Origin of the sequence: Serratia sp. BNK-23 (assembly GCF_047456145.1) — a bacterium.
In the GTDB taxonomy this organism is placed as follows: Bacteria; Pseudomonadota; Gammaproteobacteria; order Enterobacterales; family Enterobacteriaceae; genus Serratia; species Serratia nematodiphila.
On record NZ_CP179900.1, the window covers coordinates 762,139 to 779,012 of the forward strand.

Consider the following 16,874-nt stretch of genomic DNA (forward strand, 5'->3'; position numbering starts at 1 on the left):
GTTTTGGTGGGGATGGCGTGCTTCAGACGTGACAAAGCAGGGCGGATCGAAATCCCCCCTGCGTCTTACAAGACCCCGGCTAACCGCGGGTGTTCAGCACCATGCGGTAGAGCGAGGTGGTGGCGGTGATATAGAGCTCATCACCGTTCGGGCCGCCGAAGGTACAATTGGAGACGCGTTCCGGCACGCTGATTTTGTCGATCTGTCGCCCCTCTGGATCAAAGACCAGCACGCCGTCGGCGCAGCTACAAAACAGATTGCCGGCCCGATCGACGCAGAACCCGTCCGGGAAACCGGGCTCCACCGTCGCGAAATGGCGGCCGGCTTCCAGCTCGCGGCCGTTGACCGCATAGACGCGCAGCTCGCGGCGGCCCAGCGTCGGGAAATCCACGATCGACATGTCCGCCACATACAGCCACTTTTCATCCGGTGAAAACGCCAGGCCGTTCGGGCGCTGCAGGTCGCAGGCGGCAATAGTTAGCGAACCGTCGCGCGGATCGAAGCTGTAGAGGTAACAGCCGATCACCTGGCTTTCCGATTTGTAACCCTCCTCGTCGCCGATGATGCCGTAGGGCGGATCGGTGAACCACAGGGTGCCGTCGGAACGCACCGCCACGTCGTTCGGCGAGTTAAAGCGCTTGCCGTCGACGCGGTCGATCAACAGGCGCACTTCGCCATCGCTTTCGGTGCGGCTGATGCCGCGCCGCCCGTGTTCGCAGCTGACCACGCGCCCCTCGCCGTCGCGCGCATTGCCGTTGGCGTAGTGCGACGGTGAACGGTATAGGGCCAGCTCACCCCGGCGCGACCAGCGGAACATGCGGTTGCCTTTCACGTCGCTGAACACCACCGTATCCTCCTGCGGCAGCCAGACCGGCCCTTCGGCCCAGATCGCCGGTGAGCACAAGCGCTCGAGCTGAGCGTGCGTGCGCAATGAATGCCGAATGCCGCCGTTCACTTCACGCCCCAGATCGCTTTGTAATGGCCCTGATAATCATTTTGCGGGTCATACAGGTTATTGGCGCCGCCGTCGGCGGCGATATTGTCGCGTGTCACCAGGTGCGCCGGCGTGACGTAGCCGGAAGGCGGCTGCTTGGCGAAGGCGCGGTTGAATTCGTCCAGCAGTTGCCAACCGTGCAGTTTCAAGGGCTCCGGCACCGTCGCCGACTGGCTGTCGCCTGACCGGATACGCTGGTAAGCGGAGATCGAACCGTCGCCGGCCGACACGTTGTAAGGCGCGTTCTTGCCGCCTTTGCCGGCAGTCTTCAGCGCCGGAGCCATAAAGTCGAAGTACAGATCGTTGATCGCCAGCGCATATTGGAATTTGTCGCCGTACTTCTGCAGCAGGCTGAAGGTCATCGCCGGCATGCGGTTGGCGGTATCGGCCAGCGGCGTGTCGATGAATTCCAGCAGCGTGCAGCCGCTGCATTTGGCGATCTCTTCTTTCATGACGTTGGCCTTGTCCAACGCGATTTGGTACAGCGAGTCGGTGAAGATCAAGACGCTCGCCTTGCCGCCGGACTGCACCACCGCGTATTGCGCGGCGATACGCGCCACTTCGTTGGAATCCGACGTGACGTTATAGAACACGTTGTATTTGGCGATGGGGCCCGGTTCCGGCACCGCGTGCCAGGCGGTCAGCACGATGCCCTGCTGTACGGCCTTTTTCAGCGGGATCTTGGCGACGTTAGGGTTCCAGCCGCCGATCACAATGCCGTCCGGTTTCTGGGCGATGGCCTGATTGAGCGATGCCAGCTGATCTTTCACCGAGCCGCCGCCGTCGAGCGTTTCCAGCCTCCAGCCGGCGGCTTTCGCCGCTTCGCTCAACCCCTGTTGCACCCCTTGCACGCCGCCGTTCTTCATGTCGGAGGCGATAAAAATGATCTTCTTGTTGGCCTGCAGCTGCGGGCCGCTGGTGGGGCCGTCCCACTGGGTGGCGCTGGCGGTGGCCTTCGCGACGGCGGCGGTGGCCTGATCGAGATAGGCGTCGGCCCAGGCCGGCGATGCGGCGAGCAGCAAGGTCGTGAACCCCGGTAACAGCCAAATGCGTTTCATGGTGTGCTCCTGGTTTAAGGGTGGGTCGCTGTCTGATTGTTGTTGTTGTCAGCCGGCGTCGCCTGGCTGCGTTGTACCGCTTTCTGATTGAGCAGCCGACGGCGTTGGGCATAGCCGGCCAGGGTGATCGACAGCAACAGCGTCGCGCCGTTGAACAGCGGCTCGACCCAGAATTCGCCGCCGAACTGCTGAATGCCGGCGATGCCGATTGCCAGAATGGCGATGCCGACCACGGTGCCCCAGACGTTGACGCGCCCTGGGCGAATGGTGGTGCTGCCGAGGAAGGCGCCGACCAGCGCCGGCAGCAGATAGTCCATGCCGACGCTGGCCTGGCCGACGCCCTGTTCGGCGGCGATCAATACGCCGCTGAAACCGGTGAGCACGCTGGAGGCGATGAAGGCGCCGATGGTAAAGCGATTGACCGAGATGCCGTTCAGACGCGCCGCCGCCGGGTTGCCGCCCACCGCATACATGCAGCGGCCGAGCGGGGTATGTTCGGTGATGAGCCAGAGCACCACCGCGACGATCAGCACGTAAAACGCCACGATCGGAATGCCGGCGATCTCGGTGTGGTGCAGCGCGATAAAGGCATCCGGCAAGTCGCCGACGATCTGCCGCCCGCCGGAGTGCCACAGGGCAATGGCGTACAGTACGGTGCCGGAGCCGAGGGTGGCGACGAAGCTGTCGATATCGGCCAGTGCCACCAGAATGCCGTTCAGCAACCCGTACAGCGCCGAAATCGCCAGCACCGTCAGCACCGCCATCTGCCAGGAGAAGCCGTATTCCACCTGCAGCGTGATCGCCAGGATGTGCCACAGCACAATGCCGAAGCCGACGTTAAGATCGATCTTGCCCACGATCATCGGGATGGTCGCCGCCAGCGCCAACAGGGCGATTTTGGCCTTGCTCGACAGGATCGCCTGCAGCGTCAGCATCGATGCGAAGGAGGGGGTGAGCAGTGAGAACAGCACGACCAGCGCGATGCACAGCAGCAGCAGGCCATAGCGGGTGAGAACCTGCATCAGCCACGGGCCGGCGCCGTCCTGCGCCAGGCTGACGCGCTGCTCCAGCGCGGTTGATTTAACGGATGTTTTAGACATGGCCTACCTCGGATTCTGACGTGATTGCGACGCTTTCCCCGGTGCTGGCGGAGGCCAGCTCCAATAAATTGGCGAATGACACCTGTTGATTTTTCAATTCGCCGACCACTTTCCCGCGGTTGAATACCAGCGCGCGGTTGCAAATATGGGCGATCTCCTCGAAATCGTTGGAGATCACCAGCACCGCCACGCCTTCCGCCAGGGATTTATTCAACAGGTGGTAGATTTCCGCTCGTGCGCCGACGTCCACGCCGGCGGTGGGATCTTCCAGGATCAGCAGCGGCGCCCCCAGGTGCATCCAGCGCGCCATCACCACCTTTTGCTGGTTGCCGCCGGACAGCGCGCTGATATCGATATTGACGTCCTTGGGGCGTACGTCGAACAGCTGCACCTTCCACCAACTGGCGCCGATCTCCGCTCGCCGCCCGTAGCGGGAGAGCAGCCGGTGGCCGCTGGCGCAGGGGTTGATAAACAGGTTTTCACGCACGCTCATCGACATCACCAGGCTTTCACCGGTGCGATCGCCCGCCACCAGTGAAACGCCGCAGGCCATCGCCTGCTGCGGGGAGCTCGCCAGATAGGGCCGATCGCGAAACTGAATCGCGCCGCCGTCGGCCTGACGCAACCCGAACAGCAGCCGGCCAATCTCTTCTTGCCCGGCCCCGCGCAGGCCGGCCAACGCCAGCATCTCGCCCGGCTGCAACTCGAAGCTCACCGGGCCGATGTCGCCCACCGTGACGCTATCGAGCTGCAGCACCGGCGGACGATGCTCCGGCAGCGGTTCGCGCTGATCGTCCGCCATCGCTTCGCCAACGATGGTTTGCACCAGATCGCGCAGCGAGTAGTCGGCGGTGCGGCCGCCGGCGACATAGCGCCCGTCGCGCATCACGCAGACCCGATCGGCGATTTCGATCACTTCGTCCAGACGGTGGGTGACATAAATCATGCCGACCTTTTTGGCGCGCAGCCGGTTGATCACGGCGAACAGATGACGCACGTCGTTGGCGGGCAGGGAGGCGGTCGGTTCATCCAGCACCAGCAGCTCGGCGTTGACCGCCACCGCGCGGGCGATCGCCAGCAGCGATTTTTCGGTGCGCGACAGTTCGAAGACGCGCGCATCGGGATCGAGCGCGATGCCGACGTCTTGCAGCGCCTGCGCCGCTCGGCGGCGAATGGCGCGCCAGTCGATCAACCCAAAGCGGCGGGGAAACCCCATCACCAGCGCCATGTTTTCCGCCACCGTCATCCATTCGATCAGGCCGAGATCCTGATGAATAAAGGCGATCGGCTGGCGGCTGGCGCTTTTTATCGCGGCGGCGGAGGCGATGCTTGCGCCCTGAAAGCGAATATCGCCGCCGTCACGCGGGTAGACGCCTGCCAGCACTTTGATCAGCGTCGATTTGCCGGCGCCGTTTTCGCCCAGCAGCGCCAGAACCTCGCCCGGCATCACCTGCAGGCTGACGTCGTTGACCGCCACGTTGCCGCCAAATCGTTTGACGATGTGGCTGAGGGTAAGGATGGGTTGTGCCGCATTATCGATAGTCATGTGATGCGCCCCTGGTGTTGCGCCCGTGCGAAGATGCCGGGCAAATCAGCTAAACCGCTGGTGGTTATCTGGCCTTTAAATTTCAACATGCGAAATTCAATTTCAAAAATAATATGACGTTCGTTGCGCTAAATCAAAGGCGATGAGGTTTTAATTACTGTTATTAAACAATGGGTTATTTTTTACTTTGCGGAAGTGTGACCGATGGCTCACTTCAATGCGGGGGAAATATTGCGGATTTTTGGCCGCTGCGGACAATGAAACGGCGTTCCGTCTTCACCTGATGCGGGCCTTGGGGTAACATGCCCGGCAAAGAGCCTGCTGACTTCGCCGCAGCGCCGGTTGGCGGTTCGACACTGGAGAGATTTTCGCTATGAGCCTGAAAGCCGTCGACGAGAAAGATGACAAGAAAGACAAACCGCTGGGCAGCCAAAGCCTGTTCCGCGGTTTGCAGTTGATTGAGATCCTGAGCAATTTTCCCAACGGGTGCCCACTGGCGCATCTGTCTGAGCTGGCCGGCATGAACAAGAGCACGGTGCATCGTCTGCTGCAGGGGTTGCACACCAGCGGCTATGTGACCCAGGCGCCGTCGCCGGGCAGTTACCGCCTGACCACCAAGTTCATTTCCATCGGCCAGAAGGCGCTGTCGTCACTCAACATCATCCACGTGGCTGCGCCGCATTTGGAGCAGCTGAACCTGGAAGTGGGGGAGACGGTCAACTTCTCCAGCCGCGAAGACGACCACGTCATCCTGATCTACAAGCTGGAGCCGACCACCGGCATGATGCGCACTCGCGCCTATATCGGCCAGCATATGCCGCTGTACTGTTCGGCGATGGGTAAAATCTTCATGGCCTACGGCAACGACGATTATCCGGCTCACTACTGGCAGACTCACCAGCAGGAGATTCAGACGCTGACGCGCAATACCATTACCGAGCTGCCGAAGATGTATGAGGAACTGGCCGATATTCGCCAGCGCGGCTTGGCGATGGATCGCGAGGAAAACGAGCTGGGGGTCTCCTGCGTGGCGGCACCGGTGTTCGATATTCAACAGCGCGTGCCTTATGCGGTGTCAGTTTCTCTGCCGACCGCCAAGCTGCAGCAGATCGGCGTCAAAAGCCTGATCAAACCGGTGCTGGCCACCGCGCAACGCATCTCGCAGGAGCTGGGGTTCGTCACGCCGATTTGAGTATTAGTGCTTCTGATACTGGATTAGAAACATCAATTTCACCTAATGATCGCTTCCTCGTATGATGCGCGTGTTAACCGATACGCGCCCACGTCCGGCGCCTTTTATCATTCGAGGAATCTCCCATGTTAGCCGTCTTCCTGCAGGGCTTTGCCCTGAGCGCCGCCATGATCCTGCCGCTGGGCCCGCAGAATGTATTCGTGATGAATCAGGGCATTCGCCGTCAGTATCATTTGATGATCGCCTCATTGTGCGCACTGAGCGATATCGTGCTGATCTGCGCCGGTATTTTCGGCGGCAGCGCGTTGCTGACCCGCTCGCCGCTGCTGTTAGCGCTGGTCACCTGGGGCGGTGTGGCGTTTCTGCTGTGGTACGGCTGGGGCGCGTTCCGTTCCGCCTTCAGCCCGCAACCGGCGCAGGCCGCGGCGCAGGAGTTGGCGCAGAGCCGCTGGCGCATCGTGGTCACCATGCTGGCGGTCACCTGGCTGAATCCGCACGTCTATCTGGACACTTTCGTGGTGCTCGGCAGCCTGGGTGGACAGCTGACGGCGGATGTCCGCTCCTGGTTCGCGCTTGGCGCGGTCAGCGCGTCGGCGGTGTGGTTCTTTGGCCTGGCGCTGCTGGCCTCCTGGCTGGCGCCGTGGCTGAACACCCAGCGGGCGCAGCGCATCATCAACGCGCTGGTCGGGCTGGTGATGTGGGGCATCGCGCTGCAGCTGGCCTGGCAGGGGGCAAATTTATAAGAATTTGTCACTAATCCGAATTCAAAACGCCGTGCGATATGCTACGTTTGATGCCAGGAATCCGGCGGTTCTCGCAGGGAAAAGCCGGCGATCAGAGACAGCCTGTCATTAAGGAGACACTGTGAAGCTAAAAGCATTGGCTATGGCCGCAATGGTCGGATTAGGGACGTTACCGATGGCGCTGCAGGCGGCTGAAGTGCCTGAAGGGCCGCACGTCGTCACCTCCGGCACCGCCAGCGTGGACGCCACGCCGGATATCGCCACCCTGGCGATCGAAGTGAGCGTTTCCTCCAAAGACGCCGCCCAGGCGAAGAAGCAGGTGGACGAGCGCGTGGCGCAGTACTTTGATTTCCTGCAGAAAAACAACATCGAGAAGAAAGACATCAGCGCCGCCAACCTGCGCACCCAGCCGGAATATGACTACCTGAAAACCGGCGAGTCGGTGCTGAAGGGCTACCGGGCGGTGCGTCAGGTGCAGGTTACCCTGCGCCAGTTGGACAAACTGAACGAGCTGCTGGACGGCGCGCTGAAATCCGGCCTGAACGAGATCCGCGCGGTGGAGCTGGGTGTCGCCAAACCGGACGTCTATCGCGAGCAGGCGCGGCAAAAAGCGATCGAGAACGCGACTCAGCAGGCCGAATCCCTGGCCAAGGGCTTCCACGCCAAGCTGGGGCCGGTGTACAGCATTCGCTACCGGGTCGCCAACTACCAGCCGATGCCGGTGGCGCGGATGTATAAGGCGGCCGGCGCGGCGGCGGAAAACGACGCGGCGCAAACCTATGAACAGCAAAGCATTCACTTCGACGATCAGGTGGATGTGGTGTTTGAGCTGCAGCGCAACGCCGCGCAGTAAGGGTGTGGTATTGAAGAAAAGGTTCGCCGCGGCGAACCTTTTTTCGTTTTAATCCTGGCGCAATACCTGGTGGCCGTGTTCCAGCAACGCGTCGGTCACTTTACGCATCATGCGGCTCTCCGGCGCGAAGCGGTGCCAGTACAGCATGCGGCGCTGGTACAGCCCCGGCGTCAGATCGATCAGTTCGCCGGATGCCAGCTCCTTTTCGATCTGCAGATGCGGGATCATACAGCAGGTGGTGCCCTGACGCGCCAGCTGCACGAAGGCTTCCGATGAGTTCACGATGTGGCAGGGCACGCTGCCCGGCGACAGATCGAAGTTCTGCTGCAGGAATGCCTGGTGCATGTCGTCGAGATGGTCGAAGGCCACCGCCGGCGCTTTCAACAGCGCGGAGCGGGTGACGCCGTTCGGGAAATAGCGCTCGGCGAAGCCGCTGGAGGCCACGAACAGGTAGTCCAGCGCCCCCAGCCGATCCACCAGGCAGCTCGGCAGCGGCTGCGGCTGAATACTCACCGCGCCCACCACTTCACCGCGGCGCAGCCGCTCCTGGGTGCGGGTTTCATCTTCCACCTGCAGATTCAGGCGAATGGGGGAGTCCGCCAGCACCGGCTTCAGCGCCGGCAGCAGCCAGGTCGCCAGACTGTCGGCGTTGACCGCCAGCGACAGCAGCAGCGGCGTATCGACGCCGGTGTCGTTGCCCAGCCACTCTTCCTCCAGCAGCTCCACCTGATGCAGCAGCGCCAGCAGCTTTTGCCCCTGTTCGGTCGGGCGCGGCGGCACGGTACGAACCAGCAGCGGTTGGCCGAACAGGTTTTCCAGCTGTTTGATGCGTTGGGATACCGCCGATTGCGTGATACAGAGTTTTTGCGCGGCGCGCTCGAAGCCGCGCTCACGGATCACCGCGTCCAGCGCTTGCAGCGTACGATAGTCTGGGCGTTTCATCGGAAAGATATCCCTTAAATTAGAATGATACCGGCACTATGCCACATTTTACGCATGGCGCAGGTGGAAAAATCACGCCCCCAGCTCGCCGCCAAGCGGGTAAAAATGCGGGCTGCGGTAAATAAGTGTGATCCTGCCGGCGTGAAAAACAGCGTTTTACCCTATAATACGCACACGTTTTCGTACAGAGGCAAGGGACATATTATGACGCAGGATGAACTGAAAAAAGCGGTGGGCTGGGCGGCGCTGGAATACGTGACGCCGGGCACCATCGTCGGGGTCGGCACCGGCTCTACCGCCGCCCACTTTATTGACGCGCTGGGCTCTATCAAGCACCAGATCGAAGGCGCGGTGTCCAGCTCCGATGCCTCCACCGCCAAGCTGAAAAGCCTCGGCATCCACGTGTTCGACAGCAACGAAGTGGACTCGCTCGATATCTACGTGGACGGCGCGGACGAAATCAACGGCCATATGCAGATGATCAAGGGCGGCGGCGCGGCGCTGACGCGCGAGAAGATCATTGCCGCCATCGCCAAGAAATTTATCTGCATCGTCGACGCCAGCAAGCAGGTGGACGTGCTGGGCAAATTCCCGCTGCCGGTGGAAGTGATACCGATGGCTCGCTCTTACGTGGCGCGTGAGCTGGTGAAACTCGGCGGCCTGCCGGAGTATCGCCAGAACGTGGTGACCGACAACGGCAACGTGATCCTCGATGTGCATAACCTGAGCATTACCGACGCCGTGGCGCTGGAGAACAAGATCAACGGCATCGCCGGCGTGGTGACCGTGGGGCTGTTCGCCAACCGTGGCGCGGACGTGGCGCTGGTCGGCACCCCGGAAGGCGTGAAAGTGGTCAAATAAGCTTCTGCCGTCTGTGGCCCGGCGGTGCCGGGCCGCATAATTCTTCGGTTAAAATATCTTTTCTGAAAAACGGCAAATTTGGTGACTTATGTCACATTGTGAAAACTGACTCCCCAAAGCTTCTGCCGAAAACTTTCCCTATGGCATTTTCTGCCGTAAACCGCCATCAACGCTGCGCCTTGTCCTGCCGGGCAGGCAATCGTTTGTATTGCCGCCCGCGTTATTTTTGTTATGTTGGATGGGAGCTGTGTCGTCACAGCCGCTTCTGAAGTCTGAACATAGGGTCGGGTAAATGGCAAAAGTATCATTGGAGAAAGACAGGATTAAATTCCTGTTGGTGGAAGGGGTTCATCAGAGCACGGTCGATAATTTGCGTGCCGCCGGTTATACCAACATCGAATACCACAAGGGTGCGTTAGACACCGAATCTTTGAAGGCATCCATCCGCGATGCACACTTCGTCGGCATCCGATCGCGTACGCATCTGACTGAAGAGGTGTTCGCCGCCGCAGAAAAACTGGTGGCGGTGGGCTGCTTCTGCATCGGCACCAACCAGGTTGATCTGAAAGCGGCGACCAAACGCGGTATTCCGGTCTTCAACGCCCCCTTCTCCAATACCCGATCCGTGGCCGAAATGGTGCTGGGCGAGCTGCTGTTGATGCTGCGCGGCATTCCGGCCGCCAACGCCAAGGCGCACCGCGGCGTGTGGCACAAACTGGCCGTGGGCTCCTATGAGGCGCGCGGCAAAAAGCTGGGCATCATCGGCTACGGCCATATCGGCACCCAACTGGGCATTCTGGCCGAAGGGCTGGGCATGAAGGTGTTCTTCTACGACATCGAGAACAAGCTGCCGCTGGGCAATGCGCAGCAGGTGCGCCATCTGTCCGATCTGCTCAATATGAGCGACGTGGTGACGCTGCACGTGCCGGAAACGCCATCGACCAAAAATATGATGGGGGCGGAAGAACTGGCGCTGATGAAACCGGGTGCCATTCTGATCAACGCCTCGCGCGGCACCGTGGTGGATATTCCCGCGCTGTGCGACGCGCTGGCCAGCAATCACCTGGCGGGCGCGGCGATCGACGTCTTCCCGGAAGAGCCGGCGACCAACAGCGATCCGTTCAACTCGCCGCTGTGTGAGTTCGACAACGTGCTGCTGACGCCGCACATCGGCGGTTCCACTCAGGAAGCGCAGGAGAACATCGGCGACGAAGTGGCCGGCAAGCTGGCGAAATACTCCGACAACGGATCGACTCTGTCCGCCGTCAACTTCCCGGAAGTGTCGCTGCCGGCGCATGGCCCGAACGCCAGCCGCCTGCTGCACATCCACGAAAACCGTCCGGGCGTGCTGACGCAGATTAACCAGATCTTTGCCGAAGAGGGGGTTAACATCGCCGCACAGTATCTGCAAACCGGGCCGGAAATCGGCTATGTGGTGATCGACATCGAAGCGGAAACCGCGCGCGCCGACGCCGCGCTGCAGCGTATGAAAGCCATCGACGGCACCATCCGCGCCCGCCTGCTGTTCTGATTCGGCGGCATGCCGCAACGAAAAAGGCCGGAGCGATCCGGCCTTTTGCTATTTTGGCTCATGCCACGCCCAGCTGCAGAGCGGGGTGAGGATTTCCGGCAGCGGGATATCCCAGTGTTCGGTCGGCAGATGCTCCACCTGCTGGCAATCATGGGCCAGGCCGATGGGATAGGGGCCGCCGCTGCGCCAGTTTTGCAGGGTGCGATCGTAAAAGCCGCCGCCCATGCCCAGACGCTGCCCGGTATGATCGAACGCCACCAGCGGTGTCAGCACCACCTCCAGTTCACCCAGCGGCAACACCTTGCGCACATCGAGGCGCGGTTCGAGAATATTGAAGCGATTGCGCACCAGCGGCGTTTCCGGCGCATAGCGCAGGAACAGCAGGTGGCCCGGGCTGAACGGATGCAGCACCGGCAGGTAAACCCGTTTGCCGAGCGTCCACAGCCGCTCGATCAGCGGCCCGGTATCGAGTTCGCCGTCAAACGACAAAAACACCGCGATGCTGTGCGCCGCCTGAATGCGTTCATGCGTGACGAGGCGTTCGGCTATCTTTTCTGCGGCAAAGCGTTGCTGGCCCGGCGTAAGCTCGCGCCGACGTTGGCGAATGAGTTGACGAATGGTTTGGCGCTGCTGCGCAAATTGGGGTTGAAAAGGCATCGTATCAGGCTTGCTCTGTGTGGTGTTCAGCACACATAAACCGCTGAGAAGGGGAATCTCCGAGATGCCGTCGCAGGCTGTAACCCTTGAACCCATGGTTCAAGGTGAACGTGCCGTCGCAATCTTAAGGCTTCTCGGCGCACCGAGCGTGCTCACCGATCGCGGAGCAACACATTCTGTTTGTACTAAATATCGGCTCAGGGGACTGGCCCGCTGGCGAACATCTCAGAGAAATTTTGTACTCGTTGCCGAAACTTTGATTTCAACAACTTAAGTTATTCGAATTGTGCATCCTGACGTTCAGAGATGCGACCTTGTTCAAGCAGCGCTTGTTCAATGGTCTGCTGCAGCATCCGTATGCGTTGTTCCATATTGGACGCATAGTCACGGGTTTTCAACCGTTCTTGAGCAAGTTCGTGACAGACGTTCAATGCCGCGATGAAAACCAGTTGCTCAGTATTGGAGACTCTAGTGCGAACTTTAAGATCTTGCAACCGTTGGTTAAGATCGTCCGCCGCCATATTCAACGCATCTTGTTGTTCTGGCGGGCAATTGACTCTTAACGAGCGGCCAAAAATTTGAATATCTACCGGTTGTGCAGACATGCCACCTTCCTGCCTAAATTTCGCGCCAGCCTTGTCCGCCCTGGCCGGGCCGTCAAAGCGGGCGCCACTATATATACCTCGGTACCAAGATACAACCCCTTTTTCAGTACCTGGTTGTAATCTACTGTGGCGCACATTGCCAGTCAAAAAAGGGTTTCAAAATGCGTATTTACCGCACTTTCGTCACCCGCCGGCGCAGTGTGAAACCTGCCACATCGCGATTATAACTAGCCACTGAGGTGTCGCGCTTATCTGGTATAGCGACGGACCTTGGTGGTAGCATAACACGAACTTATCCTGCCAACGATGACGAATGCGCATGTCTATACAGAATACATTTCCAAGTTACCAATCTTTAACCGTGGCCCTCAACCAGCAGTCGGTGGCGTTGACCGCGGCAGAAATGCACGGCCTGATCAGCGGCCTGCTGTGTGGCGGCAGCCGTGACGCCGGCTGGCAGGCGCTGGTGCACGATCTGACCAACGAAGGCGTCGCCTTCCCACAGGCGCTCAGCCAACCGTTGCAGCAGCTGTATGAAGCGACGCGTGACACGCTGGAAGATGACGAATTCCTGTTCCAACTGATGCTGCCTGAAGGGGAGATCGTCAGCGTGTTCGATCGCGCCGACGCGCTGGCCGGTTGGGTCAACCACTTCCTGCTCGGTCTGGGCATGATGCAGCCGAAGCTGGCTCAGGTGAAAGACGAAGTCGGTGAAGCGATCGACGATCTGCGCAACATCGCACAACTGGGCTACGACGAAGACGAAGATCAGGAAGAATTGGAACAGTCGTTGGAAGAAGTGGCGGAGTATGTGCGGGTCGCCGCCATCATGTGCCACGGCGAATTCACCCGTCACAAACCGACGGCGCCGGAAAATATCAAACCGACGCTGCACTAAACGTTCTATCGCCCCTCCGCCGGCGGTGCGGATGGCATGATTTCAGGAGAAGGTAATGACTCAGCAGGAATTCAACAACCGCCGCCAGGCGCTGTTGGCGAAAATGGCGCCGGCCAGCGCGGCGGTTATTTTCTCTGCGCCGGAAACGACGCGCAGTGCAGATTCAGACTATCCCTACCGGCAGAACAGCGATTTTTGGTACCTGACCGGCTTCAATGAGCCGGAAGCGGTGCTGGTGCTGATTAAAAGCGACGAAACGCACAACCACAGCGTGTTGTTCAACCGGGTGCGCGATTTGACGGCGGAAATCTGGTTTGGCCGCCGCCTGGGGCAAGACGCCGCACCGGCAAAGCTGGGCGTGGATCGCGCGCTGCCGTTCGATGAAATCAATGACCAACTGCACCTGCTGCTCAACGGCCTGGATACGGTCTACCACGCGCAGGGCGAATACGCCTATGCCGATCAGATCCTGTTCGGCGCGTTGGACAAGCTGCGCAAGGGGTTCCGCCAGAATCTGCAGGCGCCTGCCACCGTGACCGACTGGCGGCCGTGGCTGCACGACATGCGCCTGTTCAAATCGCCGGAAGAGCTGGCGGTGATGCGCCGCGCCGGTGAGATCAGCGCGTTGGCGCATACCCGCGCGATGGAAAAATGCCGCCCGGGCATGTTCGAATATCAGCTGGAAGCGGAAATTCATCATGAGTTCACCCGCCTCGGCGCTCGCTACCCGTCTTACAACACCATTGTCGGCAGCGGCGAAAACGGCTGCATCCTGCACTACACCGAGAACGAGAGCCAGATGCGCGACGGCGATCTGGTGCTGATCGACGCGGGCTGCGAGTTCCAGGGGTATGCCGGCGACATCACCCGCACCTTCCCGGTCAACGGCAAGTTCAGCCGGCCGCAGCGCGCGGTGTACGATATCGTGCTGGCGTCGCTGCAGCGTGCGCTGGAGCTGTTTAAGCCCGGCACCAGCATCCGCGAAGTCAACGACGAAGTGGTGCGCATCATGGTGGTCGGGCTGGTGGAGCTGGGCGTATTGAAAGGTGAAGTCGATCAATTGATCGCCGAGCAGGCTCACCGTCAGTTCTTTATGCACGGGTTGAGCCACTGGTTGGGTCTCGACGTGCACGACGTTGGCCACTACGGCACGCCGAGCCGCGATCGGCTGCTGGAGCCGGGCATGGTGCTGACCGTGGAGCCGGGGCTGTATATCGCGCCGGATGCGGACGTGCCGGAGGAATACCGCGGCATCGGCATCCGCATCGAGGACGACATCGTGATCACCGCCGACGGCAATGAAAACCTGACCGCCACCGTGGTGAAAGACGCCGATGCCATCGAGGCCTTGATGGCGGCGGCAAGGTCGTAGCATGAGCGTTATTATCGTTGGCGGCGGGATGGCGGGCGCGACGTTGGCGCTGGCCATTTCGTCGCTTACTCAGGGAAAAATGGCGGTGGATTTGGTCGAGGCGACCCGGCCGGACGACCGCAGCCATCCTGGCTTTGACGCCCGCGCCATCGCTTTGGCGCAGGGCACCTGCCAACAGCTGGCGCGCATCGGCGTTTGGCCGGCGCTGCGCGACTGCGCCACGCCGATCACTCAGGTGCACGTCAGCGATCGCGGTCACGCCGGTTTCGTTAATCTGCAGGCGCAGGATTATCAGGTCGATGCGCTCGGCCAGGTGATCGAACTGCACGACGCCGGGCAGCGGCTGTTCGCGCTGCTGGCGAAGGCGCCGGGCGTCACGCTGCACTGCCCCGCGCGGGTGGTGGACGTGATTCGCACCGCGGAGCGGGCGGAAGTGCTGCTGGACAACGGCCAGCGTCTGCGCGGGCAGCTGCTGGTGGCGGCCGACGGCTCGCGTTCGGCGCTGGCGCAGGCCTGCAACGTGCAGTGGCGGCAGGAGGACTATCCGCAGTTCGCCACCATCGCCAACGTCACCACGGCGGAAGATCCGCAGGGGCGAGCTTTCGAGCGCTTTACCCGTTATGGGCCGCTGGCGCTGTTGCCGATGTCACAGGGGCGCAGTTCGCTGGTGTGGTGCCATGCGCGCGAAGATCGCGCCCGGGTGGATGCCTGGGACGACGCGCGTTTTATCGCCGAGCTGCAACAGGCCTTCGGCTGGCGGCTGGGGCGCATCCTCAAGGCCGGTAAGCGGCACAGTTATCCACTTGGCCTGCTAACCGCCGATCGTCATGTCAGCCACCGGCTGGCGCTGGTGGGCAACGCGGCGCAGACGCTGCATCCGATCGCCGGGCAGGGGTTCAACCTTGGTCTGCGCGATGTGATGTCGCTGGCGGAAACGCTGGCGGAAGCGATGAACAGCGGCGAAGACGCCGGCGGTTATGCGCTGCTGAGCCGCTATCAGCAGCGGCGGCAAAACGATCAGCAGGCGACGATCGGCGTGACCGACGGATTGATCCGCCTGTTCGCCAACCGTTATGCCCCGCTGGTGGTCGGCCGCAATCTGGGGCTGATGGCGATGGCGCGTTTGCCGGCGGTGCGCGACGCCTTCGCCAAGCGCACATTGGGCTGGGTGGAACGTTAGACACAGAATCGGGCGCCCTGTGGCGCGCCCAAAAACGCGGCGTGGCAAGGCGTCGCGCGTTATTTAAGGAAATCGAGCAGCATGCAATCATTTGACGTGATTATCGCCGGTGGCGGTATGGTGGGGCTGGCGTTGGCCTGCGGCCTGCAGGGCAGCGGGCTGCGCGTGGCGGTGCTGGAGCAGCGCCAGCCGGATATGGCGCCGCCGTCGGAGCAGCCTGCGCTGCGCGTTTCCGCCATCAATGCCGCCAGCGAGCGTTTGCTGCAGCATATCGGCGTGTGGGACGACATCCTCCAGCAGCGCGCCAGCGCCTACAACGCGATGGAAGTGTGGGATCGCGACAGCTTCGGCAAAATCGCCTTCCGCGGCGACGAGTGCGGTTTCAGCCATCTCGGCCACATCATCGAAAATTCGGTGATCCAGCAGGCGCTGTGGAAGCGCGCCGAAAGCCTGTCGGACATCACGCTGATTACCCCGGCCGCGCTCAAGCAGGTGGCGTGGGGCGAGAATGACGCCTTCATCACGCTGGAGGACGGCCGTATGCTGACCGCCCGGTTGGTGATTGGCGCCGACGGCGCCCAGTCATGGCTGCGCCAGCATGCCGATATCCCGCTGACCTTCTGGGACTATCGCCACCACGCGTTGGTGGCCACCATCCGCACCGAAGAGCCGCATCAGGCTACGGCGCGGCAAATTTTCCACGGCGACGGCATTCTGGCGTTCCTGCCGTTCAGCGATCCGCATTTGAGCTCCATCGTCTGGTCGGTCGCGCCGGAAGACGCTGAGCGTCTCAAGCAGCTGGAGCCGGAACAATTCAACCGCGAACTGGCGATGGCCTTCGATATGCGTCTGGGCGCCTGCAGCCTGGAAAGCGAACGGCTGGCGTTCCCGCTGACCGGCCGCTATGCGCGCAGCTTCGCGGCGCACCGCCTGGCGCTGGTGGGCGATGCGGCGCATACCGTGCATCCGCTGGCCGGACAGGGCGTGAATCTGGGCTTTATGGACGCCGCCGAGCTGATTTCCGAACTGCGCCGCCTGCAGCGGCAGGGCAAGGATATTGGCCAGCACCTCTATCTGCGCCGCTATGAGCGCCGCCGCAAACACGGCGCGGCGGTGATGTTGGCCAGCATGCAGGGTTTCCGCGAACTGTTCGACGGCAACCACCCGGCCAAAAAGCTGCTGCGCGACGTGGGGCTGCGGCTGGCGGACAGCCTGCCTGGCGTCAAGCCTAAGCTGGTGCGTCAGGCGATGGGCCTGAACGATCTGCCCGAGTGGCTTGCCTGACACCTGCCTTCTGCGAGCCCGCAGCGGGCTCGCGCTTCTCGCTTTATGCCATCGCGTT

General features: G+C 61.4%; 16 protein-coding genes and 1 other RNA gene. 9 read left to right on the top strand and 8 right to left on the bottom strand.

The genetic code is table 11. The annotated features are described in order from the left end of the window. Positions 1–79 precede the first annotated feature (79 nt). Genes ACMGF9_RS03595 through ACMGF9_RS03610 form a run of 4 tightly spaced genes read right to left on the bottom strand, consistent with a single transcriptional unit; the run spans position 80 to position 4,698 of the window. Positions 80–955 carry an SMP-30/gluconolactonase/LRE family protein gene (locus ACMGF9_RS03595; RefSeq protein WP_174435778.1) on the bottom strand — a complete coding sequence of 292 codons (876 nt, stop codon included), beginning with the start codon at positions 953–955 and terminating at the stop codon, positions 80–82. Further along, on the bottom strand, positions 952–2,052 hold the full coding sequence (locus ACMGF9_RS03600) for a substrate-binding domain-containing protein (RefSeq protein WP_033632144.1): 1,101 nt from the start codon (positions 2,050–2,052) through the stop codon (positions 952–954). Before ACMGF9_RS03600 ends, ACMGF9_RS03595 begins: the two co-directional genes overlap by 4 nt. A 14-nt stretch (positions 2,053–2,066) precedes the next feature. Beyond that, the gene (locus ACMGF9_RS03605) at positions 2,067–3,152 is read right to left on the bottom strand and encodes an ABC transporter permease (protein WP_103086245.1); all 1,086 of its coding nucleotides are present in this window, start codon (positions 3,150–3,152) and stop codon (positions 2,067–2,069) included. Continuing rightward, a complete protein-coding gene (locus ACMGF9_RS03610) occupies positions 3,145–4,698 on the bottom strand; it encodes a sugar ABC transporter ATP-binding protein (protein WP_118891726.1) in 1,554 nt (517 codons plus the stop codon). Before ACMGF9_RS03610 ends, ACMGF9_RS03605 begins: the two co-directional genes overlap by 8 nt. A 373-nt stretch (positions 4,699–5,071) precedes the next feature. Here ACMGF9_RS03610 and ACMGF9_RS03615 point away from each other — a divergent pair, with 373 nt between their 5' ends. The 3 genes from ACMGF9_RS03615 to ACMGF9_RS03625 all read left to right on the top strand — a co-directional run bounded on the left by ACMGF9_RS03615 (position 5,072) and on the right by ACMGF9_RS03625 (position 7,486). Then, the gene (locus tag ACMGF9_RS03615; protein ID WP_033632146.1) at positions 5,072–5,890 is read left to right on the top strand and encodes an IclR family transcriptional regulator; all 819 of its coding nucleotides are present in this window, start codon (positions 5,072–5,074) and stop codon (positions 5,888–5,890) included. Between the two features lie 125 nt (positions 5,891–6,015). Beyond that, the gene (argO, locus tag ACMGF9_RS03620) at positions 6,016–6,633 is read left to right on the top strand and encodes an arginine exporter ArgO (RefSeq protein ID WP_004931603.1); all 618 of its coding nucleotides are present in this window, start codon (positions 6,016–6,018) and stop codon (positions 6,631–6,633) included. Positions 6,634–6,754: 121 nt separating this feature from the next. Further along, a complete protein-coding gene (locus ACMGF9_RS03625) occupies positions 6,755–7,486 on the top strand; it encodes an oxidative stress defense protein (RefSeq protein ID WP_004931607.1) in 732 nt (243 codons plus the stop codon). A gap of 48 nt (positions 7,487–7,534) precedes the next feature. On the opposite strand, the gene ACMGF9_RS03630 is transcribed toward ACMGF9_RS03625, so the two are convergent. After that, positions 7,535–8,428, bottom strand: coding sequence for a LysR family transcriptional regulator ArgP (locus ACMGF9_RS03630; protein ID WP_004931613.1), 894 nt, complete (start codon positions 8,426–8,428; stop codon positions 7,535–7,537). A gap of 204 nt (positions 8,429–8,632) precedes the next feature. Here ACMGF9_RS03630 and rpiA point away from each other — a divergent pair, with 204 nt between their 5' ends. Together rpiA and serA are read left to right on the top strand one after the other, a co-directional pair. After that, positions 8,633–9,289 carry a ribose-5-phosphate isomerase RpiA gene (gene rpiA, locus ACMGF9_RS03635; protein WP_004931614.1) on the top strand — a complete coding sequence of 219 codons (657 nt, stop codon included), beginning with the start codon at positions 8,633–8,635 and terminating at the stop codon, positions 9,287–9,289. A 292-nt stretch (positions 9,290–9,581) separates the two neighbouring features. Next, complete coding sequence (gene serA, locus ACMGF9_RS03640) at positions 9,582–10,820, top strand: phosphoglycerate dehydrogenase (RefSeq protein WP_004931617.1); 1,239 nt, start codon at positions 9,582–9,584, stop codon at positions 10,818–10,820. 48 nt (positions 10,821–10,868) lie between these two features. Here the strand turns inward: serA and ACMGF9_RS03645 are convergent, their stop codons facing one another. The 3 genes from ACMGF9_RS03645 to zapA form a co-directional block, all read right to left on the bottom strand. Continuing rightward, positions 10,869–11,477, bottom strand: a complete 609-nt coding sequence (locus ACMGF9_RS03645) for a 5-formyltetrahydrofolate cyclo-ligase (RefSeq protein WP_033632150.1) — start codon at positions 11,475–11,477, stop codon at positions 10,869–10,871. Positions 11,478–11,529: 52 nt separating this feature from the next. After that, a non-coding RNA gene (ssrS, locus tag ACMGF9_RS03650) (6S RNA) lies at positions 11,530–11,712 on the bottom strand. 40 nt (positions 11,713–11,752) lie between these two features. Next, a complete protein-coding gene (zapA, locus tag ACMGF9_RS03655) occupies positions 11,753–12,082 on the bottom strand; it encodes a cell division protein ZapA (protein ID WP_004931621.1) in 330 nt (109 codons plus the stop codon). A gap of 319 nt (positions 12,083–12,401) precedes the next feature. On the opposite strand from zapA, the gene ACMGF9_RS03660 reads away from it, so the two are divergent. The 4 genes from ACMGF9_RS03660 to ubiI all read left to right on the top strand — a co-directional run bounded on the left by ACMGF9_RS03660 (position 12,402) and on the right by ubiI (position 16,816). Next, a complete protein-coding gene (locus tag ACMGF9_RS03660) occupies positions 12,402–12,980 on the top strand; it encodes a YecA family protein (RefSeq protein WP_004931622.1) in 579 nt (192 codons plus the stop codon). A gap of 55 nt (positions 12,981–13,035) precedes the next feature. Beyond that, positions 13,036–14,352, top strand: coding sequence for a Xaa-Pro aminopeptidase (gene pepP, locus ACMGF9_RS03665; protein ID WP_076741298.1), 1,317 nt, complete (start codon positions 13,036–13,038; stop codon positions 14,350–14,352). Between the two features lies 1 nt (position 14,353). Continuing rightward, positions 14,354–15,532 (top strand): 2-octaprenyl-6-methoxyphenyl hydroxylase, encoded by a 1,179-nt coding sequence (ubiH, locus tag ACMGF9_RS03670; RefSeq protein ID WP_242141794.1) that lies wholly within the window; start codon positions 14,354–14,356, stop codon positions 15,530–15,532. 81 nt (positions 15,533–15,613) lie between these two features. Continuing rightward, on the top strand, positions 15,614–16,816 hold the full coding sequence (gene ubiI, locus ACMGF9_RS03675) for an FAD-dependent 2-octaprenylphenol hydroxylase (protein ID WP_004931629.1): 1,203 nt from the start codon (positions 15,614–15,616) through the stop codon (positions 16,814–16,816). Positions 16,817–16,874 lie beyond the last annotated feature (58 nt).

Bases quoted from the DNA above. Each gene is read 5' to 3' on its own strand.
- ACMGF9_RS03600 (WP_033632144.1), bottom strand. From the start codon at position 2,052: ATGAAACGCATTTGGCTGTTACCGGGGTTCACGACCTTGCTGCTCGCC.
- ACMGF9_RS03605 (WP_103086245.1), bottom strand. From the start codon at position 3,152: ATGTCTAAAACATCCGTTAAATCAACCGCGCTGGAGCAGCGCGTCAGC.
- ACMGF9_RS03610 (WP_118891726.1), bottom strand. From the start codon at position 4,698: ATGACTATCGATAATGCGGCACAACCCATCCTTACCCTCAGCCACATC.
- ACMGF9_RS03615 (WP_033632146.1), top strand. From the start codon at position 5,072: ATGAGCCTGAAAGCCGTCGACGAGAAAGATGACAAGAAAGACAAACCG.
- argO (WP_004931603.1), top strand. From the start codon at position 6,016: ATGTTAGCCGTCTTCCTGCAGGGCTTTGCCCTGAGCGCCGCCATGATC.
- ACMGF9_RS03630 (WP_004931613.1), bottom strand. From the start codon at position 8,428: ATGAAACGCCCAGACTATCGTACGCTGCAAGCGCTGGACGCGGTGATC.
- rpiA (WP_004931614.1), top strand. From the start codon at position 8,633: ATGACGCAGGATGAACTGAAAAAAGCGGTGGGCTGGGCGGCGCTGGAA.
- serA (WP_004931617.1), top strand. From the start codon at position 9,582: ATGGCAAAAGTATCATTGGAGAAAGACAGGATTAAATTCCTGTTGGTG.
- ACMGF9_RS03645 (WP_033632150.1), bottom strand. From the start codon at position 11,477: ATGCCTTTTCAACCCCAATTTGCGCAGCAGCGCCAAACCATTCGTCAA.
- zapA (WP_004931621.1), bottom strand. From the start codon at position 12,082: ATGTCTGCACAACCGGTAGATATTCAAATTTTTGGCCGCTCGTTAAGA.
- ACMGF9_RS03660 (WP_004931622.1), top strand. From the start codon at position 12,402: ATGTCTATACAGAATACATTTCCAAGTTACCAATCTTTAACCGTGGCC.
- pepP (WP_076741298.1), top strand. From the start codon at position 13,036: ATGACTCAGCAGGAATTCAACAACCGCCGCCAGGCGCTGTTGGCGAAA.
- ubiH (WP_242141794.1), top strand. From the start codon at position 14,354: ATGAGCGTTATTATCGTTGGCGGCGGGATGGCGGGCGCGACGTTGGCG.
- ubiI (WP_004931629.1), top strand. From the start codon at position 15,614: ATGCAATCATTTGACGTGATTATCGCCGGTGGCGGTATGGTGGGGCTG.